Annotated in this window: 10 protein-coding genes and 2 rRNA genes; 7 read left to right on the forward strand and 5 right to left on the reverse strand. The window is 56.3% G+C overall.

The window, feature by feature from the left end:
• The first annotated feature begins 220 nt into the window (after nucleotides 1-220).
• The 5 genes from SH410x_RS22865 to rrf all read left to right on the forward strand — a co-directional run bounded on the left by SH410x_RS22865 (nucleotide 221) and on the right by rrf (nucleotide 8,586).
• Complete coding sequence (locus SH410x_RS22865) at nucleotides 221-1,228, forward strand: ABC transporter permease (RefSeq protein WP_473671055.1); 1,008 nt, start codon at nucleotides 221-223, stop codon at nucleotides 1,226-1,228.
• A complete protein-coding gene (locus SH410x_RS22870) occupies nucleotides 1,225-2,583 on the forward strand; it encodes a hypothetical protein (protein WP_473671057.1) in 1,359 nt (452 codons plus the stop codon). Before SH410x_RS22865 ends, SH410x_RS22870 begins: the two co-directional genes overlap by 4 nt.
• Before the next feature lie 143 nt (nucleotides 2,584-2,726).
• On the forward strand, nucleotides 2,727-4,421 hold the full coding sequence (locus SH410x_RS22875; protein ID WP_473671059.1) for a serine/threonine-protein kinase: 1,695 nt from the start codon (nucleotides 2,727-2,729) through the stop codon (nucleotides 4,419-4,421).
• Nucleotides 4,422-5,478: 1,057 nt separating this feature from the next.
• A 23S ribosomal RNA gene (locus SH410x_RS22880) occupies nucleotides 5,479-8,366 on the forward strand.
• Nucleotides 8,367-8,477: 111 nt separating this feature from the next.
• A 5S ribosomal RNA gene (gene rrf / locus SH410x_RS22885) occupies nucleotides 8,478-8,586 on the forward strand.
• Nucleotides 8,587-9,552: 966 nt separating this feature from the next.
• Here the strand turns inward: rrf and SH410x_RS22890 are convergent.
• From SH410x_RS22890 to SH410x_RS22905, 4 genes are all read right to left on the reverse strand, one after another.
• Entirely contained in the window at nucleotides 9,553-9,930 is a 378-nt protein-coding gene (locus SH410x_RS22890) for a response regulator (protein WP_473671061.1), read from the reverse strand.
• Complete coding sequence (gene mscL, locus SH410x_RS22895) at nucleotides 9,927-10,460, reverse strand: large conductance mechanosensitive channel protein MscL (protein WP_473671063.1); 534 nt, start codon at nucleotides 10,458-10,460, stop codon at nucleotides 9,927-9,929. The genes SH410x_RS22890 and mscL overlap by 4 nt, the downstream gene beginning before the upstream one ends.
• Nucleotides 10,461-10,795: 335 nt before the next feature.
• Complete coding sequence (locus tag SH410x_RS22900) at nucleotides 10,796-12,655, reverse strand: SGNH/GDSL hydrolase family protein (protein WP_473671065.1); 1,860 nt, start codon at nucleotides 12,653-12,655, stop codon at nucleotides 10,796-10,798.
• Between the two features lie 65 nt (nucleotides 12,656-12,720).
• Nucleotides 12,721-14,073: a Gfo/Idh/MocA family protein gene (locus tag SH410x_RS22905; protein WP_473671067.1), complete on the reverse strand. Its 1,353-nt coding sequence runs from the start codon at nucleotides 14,071-14,073 to the stop codon at nucleotides 12,721-12,723.
• Between the two features lie 277 nt (nucleotides 14,074-14,350).
• Here SH410x_RS22905 and SH410x_RS22910 point away from each other — a divergent pair, with 277 nt between their 5' ends.
• Entirely contained in the window at nucleotides 14,351-14,671 is a 321-nt protein-coding gene (locus tag SH410x_RS22910) for a cupin domain-containing protein (RefSeq protein ID WP_473671069.1), read from the forward strand.
• Between the two features lie 282 nt (nucleotides 14,672-14,953).
• On the forward strand, nucleotides 14,954-16,156 hold the full coding sequence (locus SH410x_RS22915) for a kappa-carrageenase (RefSeq protein WP_473671071.1): 1,203 nt from the start codon (nucleotides 14,954-14,956) through the stop codon (nucleotides 16,154-16,156).
• 72 nt (nucleotides 16,157-16,228) lie between these two features.
• On the opposite strand, the gene SH410x_RS22920 is transcribed toward SH410x_RS22915, so the two are convergent.
• Nucleotides 16,229-16,852: a hypothetical protein gene (locus tag SH410x_RS22920; RefSeq protein WP_473671073.1), complete on the reverse strand. Its 624-nt coding sequence runs from the start codon at nucleotides 16,850-16,852 to the stop codon at nucleotides 16,229-16,231.
• Nucleotides 16,853-16,911 lie beyond the last annotated feature (59 nt).

Raw genomic sequence — 16,911 nt, forward strand, 5'->3', positions numbered from 1 at the left:
GTGGCGGGGCCATTGTAGCCAGACCGCTCCGCCCGTCTGAGCTGATCGGACAGCAATCACTCCCGACCGGCGGAGCGGCCGGCAGACAGTCGAAAAACGACCAGTATAGGGGTGCTGCAGATTTCGGCGAGGTCACAATCGCAGCCATTTCGGCTAGGATATCGCCCTCTGCCCTCCCTGCCCCCTTCCATCCGTTTCTTTCCCTCAACCCTCATTTCCCATGCAGCGATTGTTGAATCTCGTTGGACCGATGCTCGCGCTGATCATCGTGGTTACGCTATTTGCCGCGGCCGAGTGGATCTCTGGCACCGACGGCAATTTCGCGTCCATATCGTCCGCTCGCTTGGTCGGCGTTCAGAGTGTCAAAATCGGCATCGCGGCTCTGGGCATGACCCTGATCATCATCAGCGGTGGGATCGACCTATCCGCCGGGACGGCTGCGGCGATGTGCGGCTGCGTCGCCGCTGTGGTGCTCGACGGCGGGCATTCCATCTATCTGGCGATTACCGCCGCGGTTCTGGCTGGCGCCGGTTGCGGGTTGTTCAATGGTGTGCTGATTGCGGGGCTACGGCTAGTTCCGTTTATCATCACGCTGGGCTCGATGACGATTTTCGTAGGCATCGGCAAAATGCTGTGTGATCGCGGTGGCACGATCACGCCACCGCGTGAGAGCATCCCCGACTGGTTGCGTGAGATGGTGACACAGTACCCCGAACCACGTTGGATCCCCTACCTCTATCCGCTCCCCAATTTCGGCTGGGGCGTGTGGCTGATGCTGGTTCTCGCCGCCGTCGTTGCCGTAGGACTACATAAAACTGTCTTCGGGCGGCATTTGTTTGCCATTGGATCGAGTGAGGCGACGGCGAGATTGTGCGGGGTCCGCGTCCAATCCACCAAGATCCTCGTTTATGTGATTGCGGGAGCCTTGTTCGGGCTGGCCGGTTGCGTGGACATTGCGCGGCTGGAAAAAGGCGACGCGACGGCCGGGGCAGGGCTGGAACTAAAAATCATTGCTGCCGTCGTCATCGGCGGAGGATCACTGCTAGGAGGGCGTGGCAGTATTCTAGGGACCCTCTGCGGTGTGCTGATCATGGGCGTGATCGGGCTGGGCTGTACCTCTCTGGAACTCGAAACCCACTTTGAAAATATTCTGGTGGGGGTCATCATTATCGGTGCCGTCTACGTCGATCGGCTGCGGAGTACTCGATTTTCCAAAGGTGCGACATGACACAGCGACACCAACGATGGCTGGGAGCTGCATTCTGGATCAGCTTGATGGGTGTCGCTGCGTTCTGGATCTTCAAGGAAAGTCACCCGACGGGCGAACCCCAACGGGCCGCCTCCGCCCACACCAGCCCCGCATCGCTGATTTTGGCTTCGCTGTGGTCACCGACCGAGTCGTTCGAGATCGAGGATCCCACCGGCGTGGTCCGGGTCGGCGATGTCGCTTTCGCACCACGAGGTTCTGGGTGGTACGAAGTGGGTTACATCACCGCAGTTCGTCACGTAGACGACGCTGCCAATCGCTTGACCCTCACGGCATTCGATCGCCAAGCATGGTCGCCGGCGGCAACGTTCCAGGTCCATCGCAATAGCGGTCGCTTAGCAGATGTCATGACGACGTTGATACCGCCGGGAAAACGTGAACTGCTGCAGCAGAAGCTTGCCGACGCGGTGGAAGCTCATGCGGATGCCGTGACCCAGGAATTCCTTCCGCTGGTCCTGGAGTCCTTCCGAATGTCGGTTCCGATAATCGAAACGGCTCTCGGTGACGCGATTGAACGCCATCGAGTGGAAATCGACGCGATCGTCGCCCGCTATCGCAAAGAAATCGTCAACGAGAAGGTCGTGCCGTTGATCCGCGCCGAAGTGCTGCCGATTGTGCGAAAGCATGGCTCTAAGCCCGCCGAGACGATCGGGCGGGAGATCTGGGATAAAGCGTCGCTGTGGCGGTTCGGTTGGCGAGCGATCTACGATAAATCACCACTTCCCGAGCGGGAACTTGTTGTGGCCGAATGGGACCGCTTTGTCGAAGACGAGGTCACCCCCGTCGTCGAGGCTCATCTCGACGAAATCGCCACCGCAGTCGAAAATATCGTCAAGGACCTGGCCGCCAACCAGGTTCTGCGTGACGAGCTATCGGACGTTGTCAACACGATCGCCCAGGACCCCCAAGCCCGCCAGCTTCTTCGCACGATCCTCCGCGAAGCAATTGTCGACAACCAACAACTCCGCCAAACATGGAAAGAGGTGTGGTCGTCACCGGCAGCCAAGGAGCGACTCCGCCGCGCCGGCAAACGCCTCGAACCCATTTTGCGGGATTTCGGCGACGAAGTCATGGGCACGCGAGAGACAGGCATTGAACCCGGATTCGCCCGCGTGCTGCGAAACCAAATCCTCAGCAAAGACCGGACGTGGATCACGATCACACCGCCAGCCCGCCGCGAGGGCCCAGAACGAGAGGGCCCAGAAACGGGGGAGACACGCCGGCACGGCGACGAGGGGATTGGGAGCGGGCAGACGATTGTTCTGCGCCGAGCGGATAAGTTCATGCCCTATCCGGTCGTCTATCTCGCCAAGTAACCTTCACGTACGGGCTGCCATCCCATTCCAAAGTGGAATCCCTAAAAATCATCGGCGCCAGCCCACCACATCACACCACCGCCCCCACCCAACACCAAACCAACCCCCAGCCCACTCTCCTTACCACCAGTCTCCCCCTCAACATGTCCCGTAGCCGACTCGGACCGCTTGCCATCGAATCCCCATTGGGGGCGAACCCGACGAGCCGTGATGCTCGTGTCTGGCGGGCGGTGCATGTGTCGCAGCGAAAAGCCGTGGCGGTGCGGATTTTCCATGTGGCCTTCGGGGGCACGCTCGAGTCACGGTCAGCATTTTCGGAGGAGTGGGATCGGCTCAAAAAGCTGAGTCACCCCGCGATTTGCCAGTGCTACGGCGGCGGGTTCGATGCAAGTGATGCGTACCTGGTGCACGAGTTGATCGAGGGGCCGACACTCGCCGATGAGATTCGCCGCCGCGGCCGACTGTCGTGGGAAAGCGTGCTCGAACTCGCTGAACCCATCGCCGAGGCGATCAGTTACCTGCACAAACAGGGGATCGTGCACGGTCGTATCGGTCCCGACAAGATCATGATCGCGGGATTGAGCCCCGTGCTCATTGACGTTCGTGATGAAAACGGCAGCGCCCCTTTTCGCGATGGGCCCTATCATTTCCAAAGGCCACCTGCTCCCGAGCAGATGCAACGACGGCCGCCCGAATCACCGGGCCTCCATGACGCGGTCACCCCCCGCAGTGACCTCTATATGTTCGGGGCGGTGCTGTACGAAGCGTTGACCGGATCGCCACCCATCAGTGGCTCGACCATCCAAGAAACCACCGCAAATCTGCAGTACCAGCAGCCCACCAAGGTCGCCTCATCGGTGATGGACACCCCGGTGTGGATGGATAGCCTGGTCATGCAGCTACTCGCCAAGAATCCCACCGAGCGGCCTGTCTCGGCCGATGCGGTCAAACTACAACTCGCCGAAGTCCGGCGGCGGTCCATGAGTCGCAGCGGCGTTGCCGAACACGCTTCGGCGGGTTTCAGCCCATTGGCGGTAACCAATCAAGCCGACCGGGACGAGGCGCGCACCTTGCTCGGACGCGATGCGGTCGCCAAGAAGCGAGCTCGCTCCATGGATGCTACACCATGGCACGACAAAGCCTGGGTGCTACTCCCCGTACTCGGATTGCTGCTCGCGATGCTGGTCTGGATCGCCTGGCCCCCTAATCCCGACACAATGCGTCAGCGCGCACAAGAGCTACTCGACGAGGGCACGCGATCATCCATGTCGCAAGCCCGAATCAGCTATCTCGAGCCGCTCGTCCGACAGTATCCCGATGGCGAACACTTCGCGTGGGCGTCCGAGCAGATTGATCACGTCGAAATGCTCGAAGCGGAGCACGCCTTGACGGTCAAGCTAAATCGCAATCTACCGCTAAAAAACGAGGCGGAGCGACTCTGCGCCGAAGCGATGCGGTACGAAACCTTCGGCGACAACACCACGGCCATCGATAAATATCGCAGCTTGATCACCTTACTGGGCGAAGAATCGGGTGAAAAAGAGCCCGACAAGTATGCTGAGTATCGACCGCTGGTGAATCTCGCTCGCACGAAGATCGCTCGCATTTCAGCGGCCGACACCGATCAAAGTGAAGCGGCCCGGATCATTTCGGCCAAGCTCGACGAAGCTGACAAGCTGTATCTGACAGGCCGCACGATCGCAGCCAAGGAAATCTGGTACTCCATCGTCGAACTCTACGCGACGAACTCCGCCGTCGCACCGCTCGTCCAAACCGCGCAAGAGCGTCTGGCCGAAACCTCCGCCAACAGCCCCGGGGCCACGGATAAGCCGGAGTAGCGTACTCACCCTGAACTTACTCGCACCGTGCCGGCCATTGCCGCCATGGTCAGCGCAACAAAAAACTCTCCGCCCCATAAATAAACGGGCTCATCCGCACCCGGGCTCCGCGCCCGCTGCCCATCGAACGAACCCCCAAAGAGCGGCCTAAGGAGAAGATCAAAGCCATATCGCCTCAAAACGCGAGGCTCCTGACCACGCGAGCAAATCGCTCAGACGGCGAGGTTCGGGAAAAAGGAACGCTTTTGCCCAAGAGCCCCTTGCGAGGAGTTCGCCGGGACAGTATTTTTCCCCCCGCGACGCCAGGAGACTTCGGTCCCCAGCAACGTTGCACTGAAACGTATCGCCCAGCGAAACGTTTCAAAAACGAGAAGAATCAGCGGTTAAGAAAAACTTTTGAACTTTGTGTCAAAGTCAACTTGACGCCCGGCAACGGGACGCTATCCTTCTCAACCCGCAGCCAAGAAACGAGCCGCGAGCTTCACCGCTCAGCAAGTTTCTAACTGTGGTGCCGAGTGAAGCTCTGATGAAAACTTTCTTAAGAATTCAATCACTGCTCCACTTGACGCGAGTTTAGCGAGTCGCTAAGCTCTCCGCTCGCTCGAAAACGACCGGCCGAGATCACCCCGCTAAGGGGAACTAATGATCTCGACCGGCTGTCTTCGACAGCGACTCGTGGGTCGATTGTGAAAGCAATTCATCCACGAAACTGATATTTGACAATTTGGTTGTTTGGTAGTTTACATCTGTAAAGAACACCTACGTAAGTGGAATCTGAACTCTTTAATGGGTCCAGTGATCAGGAGCGAGGTAATTTAAATAAGTTCTTCGGAAGCGTTGCCAGCTCAGTTTTGAAATCGCATTCGTGCGGTGGTGAGATTGCTTTGGTAATAAATTTCGATTGGATTCTTGAGCGGTTAGACTTACTTAGAAGAGTCTGACCACTGTGTGATATCGTTAATAGATTAAAGTTGAAATCTATGGGTTTGATATCGATCTGTTGCTGGAGTGGTTCGCCACGAAGGAGATGGATGGGTTTTGAGTTCGGGATTTCGGTGGCCAATCTATCAAGGGCACATGGGGGATGTCTTGGCGTTAGAAGGAGAAGGGCGTGGAAGTCTGCGAAAAGCCTGGGGAAGTTGACACACAAGTGATGATCCCGGGATTCCCGACCGCAGTATACTGAATACATAGGTATATTTGTAACAACCTAGTGAACTGAAACATCTAAGTAACTAGAGGAATAGAAAGAAAAATCGATACCGTCAGTAGCGGCGAGCGAAATCGGTATAGCCCAAACCGAGGGGGTTTCCCTCTCGGGGTTGTAGGACTTCAATATGGGATTGTGATTGGTTAACGGAACGACTTGGAAAGGTCGGCCACAGAGGGTGACAGCCCCGTACGTGAAAACCGGATCACACCTTAGAAGCACCTGAGTAGGTCTAGTCACGTGAAACCTAGACTGAATCCACGGGGACCATCCCGTAAGGCTAAATACTCTCTAACGACCGATAGCGAACCAGTAGCGTGAGTGAACGGTGAGAAGAACCCCTGTTAGGGGAGGAATGTGAACCTGAAACCATGTGCCTACAAGCGGTCGGAGCACTATTTTAATGTGTGACGGCGTGCCTTTTGCATAATGATCCGGCGAGTTGTGGTAAACGGCTTGGTTAAGTTCTGACGGAACGAAGCCCAAGGGAAACCGAGTCTGAATAGGGCGTTGGTCGTTTGCTGCAGACGCGAAACCTGTGTGATCTACGCATGGGCAGGTTGAAGCGCGGGTTAAACTGCGTGGAGGACCGAACTCACTTGGGTTGAAAACCGAGGGGATGACCTGTGCGGAGGACTGAAAGTGTAATCAAACCAGGAGATAGCTCGTTCTCTCCGAAATATCTTGAGGGATAGCGTCGAGTAAATTAGTAACCGGGGGTAGAGATACTGAATCGGATGGGGGCCCCTCCCGGGGTACCCCACTGAACCAAACTCCGAATACCGGTTGCCGTACCTCGGCAGTCAGTCCCTGGGGGATAAGCTCCAGGGTCGAGAGGGAAACAACCCAGATCGCCTGCTAAGGTCCCGAAGAATTGCTTAGTCACTAAGGAAGTTGAAGTGCCGTGACAGCTGGGATGTTGGCTTAGAAGCAGCCACCATTTAAAAAGTGCGTAATAGCTTACCAGTCGAGCATTTCTGCGCCGATAATGAACGGGAGTAAGTAATTCACCGAAGCAGCGGATTCTAATCTTAAGGATTAGAGTGGTAGGAGAGCGCCGATGACGAGATACAAGCCGTACGGTAACGAGCGGTGTTGGCGTCATCGGGTGATTATGCCGGAATGAGTAACGATAAAACAGGTGAGAATCCTGTTCGCCGAAAGCCTAAGGTTTCCTGGGGAAGGTAAATCCGCCCAGGGTTAGCCGGTACCTTACCCGAGGCTGAAAAGCGTAGGGGATGGATAGAAGGTCAATATTCCTTCGCCGGTTGTGTATCTAGTCGCAGGGACGGCGTCCGGAAAGTGAGCGGTACGAATAGAAATGTCCGTAGCAACCACTGAGGTGTCTGGGGTTAAAATACCGGATATAGCCAAGGTCAAGCTCGAGAGCATCCAAGTTCTCGAAGTCATTGGAAGGACGTCCAAGAAAAGCTGCGAAGTTAAGCAACTGACCGTACTAAAACTGACACAGGTAGGCGAGATGAGAATTCTAAGGCGCTCGGGAGAACGGTGGTTAAGGAACTCTGCAAAATGGCCCCGTAAGTTCGCGATAAGGGGCGCCTCCGACGGTTCACGCTGTTGGAGGCCACAGAAAATCGGCTCTAACGACTGTTTATCAAAAACACAGGTCTCTGCTAACACGCAAGTGGATGTATAGAGACTGACGCCTGCCCGGTGTTGGTAGGTTAAGGAAGAGGGTTAGCCTCACGGCGAAGCTCGCGACCGAAGCCCCAATAAACGGCGGCCCTAACTATGAGGGTCCTAAGGTAGCGAAGTTCCTTGTCGGGTAAGTTCCGACCTGCATGAAAGGCGTAACGATTGGAGCACTGTCTCAACCACCGACCCGGTGAAATTGTAGTTGTGGTGAAGATGCCACATACCCGCGGTTAGACGGAAAGACCCCGTGAACCTTTACTGTAGGCTGATATTGGGCTGAGATATAATTTGTGTAGGATAGCTGGGAGGCTTTGAACTTTGCACGCTAGTGCATCGGGAGCCGTTGTTGAAATACCAGCCTGGTTATATTTTAGTTCTAACTTTGAACCCCTGAATCGGGGCAAAGGACAGTGTCAGTCGGGCAGTTTGACTGGGGCGGTCTCCTCCCAAAGAGTAACGGAGGAGTGCAAAGGTACACTCAGCCTGGTCGGTAATCAGGCGTAGAGCGTAAAGGTATAAGTGTGCTTGACTGCGAGACCCATAAGTCGAGCAGGAACGAAAGTTGGTCTTAGTGATCCGGTAATCCCGAATGGAAGGGTTATCGCTCATCAGATAAAAGGTACTCCGGGGATAACAGGCTTATCGCATCCGAGCGTCCACAGCGGCGATGCGGTTTGGCACCTCGATGTCGGCTCATCACATCCTGGGGGTGTAGAAGCTCCCAAGGGTTTGGCTGTTCGCCAATGAAAGTGGTACGTGAGCTGGGTTCAGACCGTCGTGAGACAGGTCGGTCCCTATCTGCCGTGGGCGTTCGAATCTTGAGAGGATTCAACTTTAGTACGAGAGGATTTAGTTGGACGAAGCTCTGGTGTACCAGTTGTCGCGCTAGCGGCACGGCTGGATAGCTAACTTCGGAAAGGATAAACGCTGAAAGCATCTAAGCGTGAAGCCCGCCTCGAGATGAAGATTCGTAGACATTAGTCGAGAGCCCCCTGGAAGACGACCAGGTTGATAGGTTGGACGTGTAAGTACCGTAAGGTATTCAGCAAACCAATACTAATGGGCGAAAGTTTGGCCACCGATATCCCGCACTCAAGAAAAGTGCCAATCGATGGCGACCGAATGATTTAACAAGTGTGACTACCAAGCAACTTGGCCATACGGCGGCGAAATATTCGTCGTATGGTCTTTCTGGCGACCATATCGCAAAGGTTATACCTGTTCCCATCCCGAACACAGTAGTCAAGCTTTGTGAGCCGATGATAGTGCCCACCAGCGTGAAAGTAGGTATTGCCAGATTTTTTGAATTTATAAAAGCCCTCCAGGTTAAACTGGAGGGCTTTTTTTATGCGCTGTGCGGCCGGCTCCGACCGCCCTCGTCCGCACGGCTCGTCCCCTGAGATTGGGTACAGCCCCCGGCGCATACGGCCGGTAGGAACCGGCCCTACTACGTTTTCCAGTAGGGCCGGTTCCTACCGGCCATCCACTTGGCTTGTCCCCTGAGATCGGGTGCCGCCCCCGCGCATACGGCCGGTAGGAGCCGGCCCTACGTAGGTTGGCCCGTGGGCCGGTTCCTACCGGCCATCCACTTGGCTTGTCCCCTGAGATCGGGTACTGCCCCCACGCATACGGCCGGTAGGAACCGGCCCTACGTAGGTTGCCCGTAGGGCCGGTTCCTACCGGCCATCCACTTGGCTTGTCCCCTGAGATCGGGTACTGCCCCCACGCATACGGCCGGTAGGAACCGGCCCTACGTAGGTTGCCCGTAGGGCCGGTTCCTACCGGCCATCCACTTGGCTCGTCCCCTGAGATCGGGTACTGCCCCCGACGCATACGGCCGGTAGGAGCCGGCCCTACGTAGGTTGGCCCGTGGGCCGGTTCCTACCGGCCATCCACTTGGCTTGTCCCCTGAGATCGGGTACTGCCCCACGCATACGGCCGGTAGGAACCGGCCCTACGTAGGTTGCCCCGTAGGGCCGGTTCCCACCGGCCATCCACTTGGCTCGTCCCCTGAGATCGGGTGCAGCCCCCACGCATACGGCCGGTAGGAACCGGCCCTACATAGGTTGCCCGTAGGGCCGGTTCCCACCGGCCATCCACTTGGCTTGTCCGCTGAGATCGGGTGCAGCCCCGGCGCATACGGCCGGTAGGAACCGGCCCTACGTAGGTTGGCCCGTTGGGCCGGTTCCACTAAGTTTTATTCGTGTCATTCGCGTGATTCGTGGTTCAATCACCACGAACTAGCGCCCGACTTATTCCGTTTTTTCAAGACCTGGGATCCTCGCCAATGAGCGCGGTGATCTGTTCGATTAGTCGGTCCATCTCGACGGGTTTAGAGTGAAACGCATCACAGCCCGCTGCAGTCGCGCGGGCCGCGTCGCCAGGTAGCGCATAGGCAGTCAGCGCGATCACGGGCGTGCGAGCCTCCGCATCAGCGGCACGGATTTGTATCGTCGCTTCAATACCGTCCAATTCCGGCATATTGATATCCATCAGAATCAATGCAGGTGCAGTCTGAGCGGTCTGCAAGACCGCTTCGAGACCGTTACTGGCCGTCACGACGGTATACCCTCGCTTTTGAAGTTGACGCGTCATCATGTCACGGATGTCGTCGTGATCGTCGACGATTAAAATAGTGGTCATGCTAGCGGTCGCACCGTGGCTTGATTGTCAACACCGATGTTGGGGACGACGAGTTCCGACGTGCAGTGTGGACAACGCGTCGCTCGGAACGAGATCGTGGACCGACAGAAGTCGCATTTCTTATCAGCGGGCTCCGAATCGGGCTTGGGCTCCCCGAACGCTTCGTCGAGTTGCTCATCCAATCGATTGACCATGCGGATGATGACAAACATTGCCAATGCGACAATCAATAGCGCCAGGCAAGTGTTCAAGAAGATGCCGTAGTTCATTGTCACGACCCCCAACTCCTGGGCATCTTTTAACGTCTTGAATCCACCCGCCGGTGAGTCGACTTCTGAGGGGACATGCAACACCCAAAACAGATCGGAGAAGTCAGCGTTGCCGGTCAGCAGCCCGATCGGCGGCATGATGATGTCGTTGACCAGCGATTTGACGACCGTTGTGAACGCTGCCCCGACAGTGAACCCGATGGCCAGATCCACCATATTCCCACGAAGTGCGAACTTCTTGAAGTCATCGAGAAAACTCATACGGCAACGCCCATCTGCAAACGGTACGAACGGAAACACAACTGAGACTCAGATGCATTTCCCGTGCCAATGGTCGTGTATCGCTCCACCGCACCCGCTAACGAGCGAGTCCATTTCTGCTAACGGCGTATTGATTTCGTGAGCCGAGTCGCGTGAGCGGCCGGGTGGCTCGCGCTCCCCGATGCCTTAGACCATTCGGCTCACCATTGCCGGTCGAACTTCGGCTCAATCAACCGCTTCCTGATCGACAGCGAGACAATCGAACGCGTCCAACGCAAGGCAACTACGCTCGCCAGAGCGTGGGGTCCATGATGATCACCCAAGTCGAGGTGCGTCTACTGCTTCTGCAGTACCAGCCCTTCTTTATCGTCGGGTTGGGCGAGGGACAGGATACCTCGACATCGGCCCGCCGCCGTCTTGGGACCAGAGCCGACCCATAACTGCTGTGCTCCGACGCCCACGATACCTAGTGAGCAATTGAACTCGTAACGGCCCGTCATTTGGAAGTTTTCATCCGTCTTGATCAATGGATGGTCCTTGCCATAACAACCAAACCACCAGAAACCGTCGTGGAACGTCGCCGTCTGAATGCCGAGTTGCGTCCACTTACTATCGATCACATGTTTCTTTTGAAAACGGAAATCGGTGTCATATTCGTAGACATAGTTCTCTTCGACTCCATCAGGGAGGCCTCCCACAACATAGAACCGATCCCCTCGGACTCCGATCCCTCCCGCTCCATGAAAGACCTCTTGAACCTCATGTTTTTCAATGAGGTCGAGCGTTCCTGAGTCGTAGACATAGACCCATGAATCAGCATTCCCGTTGGGGTCATTAAATTTACCCAGGTTCACCGCGACATAGATGCGGCCGTCGCTGAAACAGAGATCGCCATGATGACTGGCAACGGGAATCTTTTTCTGGATCTTCCCCGCCAAATCGGTTTTCACCAATTCAGTGGTAAACGACCAGAAAATGGAACCTTGGTCGTCGAGACAAACACCTTGCAGGTGCCCTGAATAATCGCCTTCGCATTCCACACCGTCCGTGATCCGTGGCGTAGGGGGCACCAAGAGAGAGGACAAGACCTGGGCATAGACCCGGTGACCAAAATCATTGGGATGGTTCACTCCGTTGCCGGTTAAATCGGAATCGTTTTTGCGTCGTAGCATCTCGGTCCACACACTCGTCATGTCGGCCAGTGCGATCCCAGTCCCGACCATCCCTGCCAACTGATCTCGATATTGCGGAAACAGGTCTTGATCGAGTCGCGGCCAATCGGAGTTACCCAACATCGTGGCGATCAAAACAAACTCAGAGGCGGGCAGTTCACTGCGAATTCCCTCGATCATCGCCTTGATATCACGTCCATACTCGGCTGCGGATCGACCTGCTGAGTCGTTCATGCCAAATGCGAGGATGACCAAATCGGGTTTTGACTTGACGACTTCGTCGACCATTGTGACTCCCCAGGCAGATGTCGTCCCACCCACAGACAAATTGGTCAGCGTGATGTCTGAGTCATATTGCATTTGCAAATGCTGAACGAACAGGTCTTGGAATGCCGGTTGGAATGGCGGGCCTCCCCCCCATAACGATGCATTGCATCCCGTCGAGATACTGTCGCCCAACAGGACGATCGAGACAGGTTCGCCTGCCTGCAGTTTGGCGAGCGTTTTCGCGAGCGAATCGGCCTGGAAAGAGGGCCTCGCGGGAGGCCAATCATCCGATGACTTTTGATAGGTCACCATCGTTTGCATTTGGTGGTATTCCAACTTCCCTCCAAACAGAATCTCACCGTTTCCATCTCGATGCGTCAGTTGAAAGCGTTGGGATTTCGCTGGGCGACGTAGTGCATCGGGAGCAACCGCAACGATTCGAGAATCGGCCGGCAGCGTGATCGTGGAATCTCCTGGCTGGAACTGATAATCAACTCCTCGCTCGTATAACACTTCCCCCGACGAGTCTCGGACCTCCAGGATCTCGTCGACAGGAAAGAGCAATCTACCTTCGGCAACTCCACTGGCGGGATCTCGAATGAACAGGATCGGTTCGCCTCGGACAATTTCGTCCTGCCAAAATGGCCGGAGTAACGTTGGCGAATACTCCCACTCGGTGGTCTCTTCCGCTGTGACCGCTCCAGCGAGCGATACGCACCCGCAGAGTATCAAACCGATGATCCAAAACGTCTTCATGAACTTGCTTGGGAAAGTGTTTCGTTGTCTAGTCAGGTAAATCGCGTCATTGCGAGGGTTCGATCCTACGACAAGCTCCAACCTTCACGCGGATCGATTCTCTGCAGGAACCGCTCGGCGTCCGTATTGGTAACCTTCATCGTCTTCGTATCCCAATCAATTGGTTGGCCGACCCGGAAGGCCACGTTGCCCAAGTGGTTCGCTTCGGTCAGCGGGCCCGCATAGCTAAACGGACTGGCCGTTTCACCCTGGCCGCGGATCGCCGCGAGCCACTGCTGATGATGGCCCGGCGAATCCGGAACAAAGGGCTCGGGTGATTGAAAGTCAGCGAAATCCGCTTCGGGCAAAAGCAGATACTTGCTGTAGTCCGAGAGCAGCATGCCTTTGTCCCCGACAAACAACGTGCCGCTGCCCCACTGTGGAATTCCTTTCTCTTTCCAAATTTCCGGTTTGTGTGAGCCTTGGTACCACGTGTGCGTGACCGGTGGCATTTCGCCACGCGCTGCGTAGCTGTACGCCGCGGACATGGATGCCGGTGCGATTTCCGGATGCGGCTTGTCACCGAACGCTTCAATCCGGTACGGGGCATCGAGCTCGAGCGCCCAGTAGGCCAAGTCGTTCCAGTGGCTGCCCAAATCACTCATGGTTCCGTTGCCGAAGTCCCACCAGCGGTACCATTTCGGGCCGGGGAAATAGACGTCGTGGTAGGGACGATCTTGCGCCGGGCCGAGCCAAAGATCCCAGTTCAAATAATCCGGCGGTGTCATCGACTCGGTCGGCCGATTCTGGACCGAGACAATGTCACCGTTGGCTTTCGCGTCTTCAGCACTCTGCAGTCCCCAGGCGCGACCAACCCAGGTGTGAACTTCGCTGACATTGCCGATGGCCCCCGTTTGGATCAGCTCGACCACGCGGTGGTAGTTGTTGCCCGCGTGAATTTGAGTTCCCATTTGCGTGACCACACCCGCGTCCGCTGCCGCTTTGGTAATCGCCCGCGATTCGTGCACGTTGTGGGTTAGTGGCTTTTCACAATAAACGTGCTTGCCCGCCTTCAGTGCAGGCATGGTGGCATAGGCGTGCGTGTGCTCACTGGTGGAGACAACGACCGCGTCGATATCGTCAGTCTTCTCATACAGTTTGCGAAAATCTTCGTAGCGGCGGGCTTTCGGGAACCGGTCGGCCGCGCTCGACAGGTTTTTACCGTTGACGTCGCACAACGCGACAACATTGACCCCCGCATCGGACGCGATCGTATGCAAATTCGCTCCGCCGCGGCCACCAACACCGATGAAGGCGATATTGAGACGGTCGCTCGGGGCTGCGAAAACACGATGTGGCGAAGTGGCGGCGACACAGGCTGTGGCCGCTGCGGCGTGGCTCAGGAACTCGCGGCGCGACGATTTGCAGAGGTTGGACATGGTGTTGCAATCCGGTGGGAGGTGGGAGGGGACTTCTTTAACGACGAGGCGTTGCTTGAAATCTTAGCAAAAGTCATCACGACGATGGTCCCAAACGAAGAAAAGACTCCAAAACGAAATATCATGACCCTCCTGATGCCCGTCCACTGACATACCCAAACGCCGAGAGATGGCATCCCGCTAAAACTTGCGTCCTGAGCTGATAACTGCTCACCCCACCCTGGCATCGCGCCCCCACATCATGCCTGCCAACAACCTCGCACCTCCAACACAAACCATGACGAATCTCTTTGCCGAACTCCCCACGCAGCTCCCGAATGAATTGGTCGACGTGCTCGCCGAGAGCCAACATGTTCGCATTGAACGGATTGTCTCGACCGGCCACAGCAGCCCCGAGGGTTTCTGGTACGACCAAGACGAAAACGAATGGGTCGTCGTCCTCAGCGGTGAAGCCCGCCTACGACTCGATGGCGAGGCCGAGCCAATCAGACTCACCCCAGGCGACCATATCGACATCCCAGCCCATCGCAGACATCGTGTTGAATCGACAACTCCCGATGAGCCAACCGTGTGGCTCGCTGTGTTCTACCAACCCTAAGTTCTAAGGAACGAGCGGGAAATTACTGTCTGATATTGTGGCTGAACGCTCCGCGGTCGACCATTCCGACCGCGGAGCGTTCGGCCACTTATTTTCCGCTCGTTCCTAACTGCCCGCGACACACGTCGGTCAACATGAAGGGTTCGCAATGATGTTCGCCCGGGCGAGACATGACGAAACCCCAACACAGACCTGTTCGAGCGTGTATTCTTCCAGATGGAAGGTCCGTTTCTATTTCAGAATCTTGCTTGTCCGATGAACCTCCACTCAAATAGCAACCCGATGAAGAACATCCTCCGATTCTGCAACATCGCCATCGTCCTACTGCTCTGGTGGGCGGCGCCGGCGCTCGCGGCGGAATCGGCGCTCGCGGCGGAACCGGCACCGGTGGGGAACCTCTTCGAGCAGAGTCCGGGCCAGTGGGAGTTCGTAGAAGAACTATCCGACGAATTTGAGGGTGACCAAGTCAACAGGAAGCTTTGGAATACCAACACCGAGGACTGGGGCACGTGGAGCTGGGAACCCGAGAATACCTTTCTAAAGGATGGCTCGCTGCACCTGCAAATGGCTCAGGAGTTCCACACTCGTGACGGCAAAGAACTCGCTTACACATCCGGCATTGCACGCCAGCACCAAACCGTTACCTACGGTTACTTCGAGGCTCGCGTGAAAGCCTGCTCACGATTCCCTGGCGCCTCACCCGCATTCTGGCTGCACAGTAAAGGCCCCGAGAACCGCTATCAAGCACAAGATGGTGAAACGGTCACGTACTCAGAAATCGATATCATTGAACTCTTACAATCCGAGTACAACAACGAAACCAAGCAAAACAACGGCCCTGACATCATCGATTGCAATTTGCACAACGTCTTGATGAAGAACGGATCAGGCCAGTGGATGCGCCCCGGCACCCACCCTGAAACCAACAAGAACGAATATCATGCTCCCTTTGATCCGCGAAACGACTTTCACGTCTACGCCGTGGAGAACAACAAGGACTTTGTCGTTTGGTACATCGACGGCAAGGAAATCGCTCGCAAACCGAATCTCTATTGGCATCTTCCCATGCATGTGACCTTGTCGCTTGGGCTGCGTCGCCCCTTTGAAAGTTACCAGCGTGGACAACGGGTTGCCGTGCTGGAGGCCACAACCCAAGACGGCTTTCCCACCGACATGATCGTCGACTACGTCCGCGTCTGGGAGAATAAAGACGTCGCTGCTCCCGCGGCGGCACCGCACAAGCCCGCGATGGATACCGAACAAGACTCCACGGGGGCTCCAAAATCCGAAGCGAGTGCCAGCGGCATGACAAAAACGCAATTCGTGGCCATGGAAAAGGCCAAATGGGAAACAAACCGATGGGCTTGGGACCCAGCCAAAGTGGAAGCCAACTTTGACGAGATGGATGCCAACAAGGATGGCGTTGCATCAGGGATCGAACGGCAAGATTGGTTCGCGAATAAAAAAGCTACGTTGAAAGAGTAGTGCGAACGGTTCGAGCGTGAACTCGATTTGAGGGCCCCCGAACCATCGCGTGCGAGCCTCAGCGAGACTCGGCTACTCACACACAATCTCGACCAATTCGATAGCGGGTTGGTCGTTGCAGCGGATGAGTGCCGTTCGTCCATAGACGACTTCGTGGGGGGTCGTTTTCAAGAACGACGCCAGTACTTCGTGGGGTGTGATCTTCCATAGCCGGTCCAGCTCGACGGAGCGCAGCACGTTGTGGTTGATCAAGGCTCGTCCCAGTGGAATGCCCTCGCCAGCAATCTCCATCCAGACTTCGTGGCCGATCGTCGAGGGGTCTAATCGCACGAGGCCGTACTGCACAATTTTACCAGTACTCTGTGTGACCAGCGTGATTTCGCGCGAGTAAGAAACCGTTTGTTCGGCGATCGAGCGACGTCCCTCGCCTTGCAATGCGGGGTCGTCTTGCCAGATGAATCGTCCATCACGCAGGCGATTGCAACTCCGGTGCACGACGACATTGACTTGATCCTGATGGAAGGCCTCGACCGTCACGGTCATATGACTGTTGTGATCGAGCAGCTGATCAAACGGTGGTGGGCAAGTAGCGACCTGTTCAAATTTCGCGAGCGTATCGGAGTCGGGGTAGAACTTCGAAATGAGCGAGTCGATGTCAATGCAGCGGCGCAGCGGTGGGTCGGATGAGGAGGGCATGAAGCGGTCCGTGAGGGGTGGGGCAATTGGCGGGCTTGCGATCGCTGCCATCGCCTGGC

Source organism: Rhodopirellula sp. SH410, assembly GCF_055811895.1.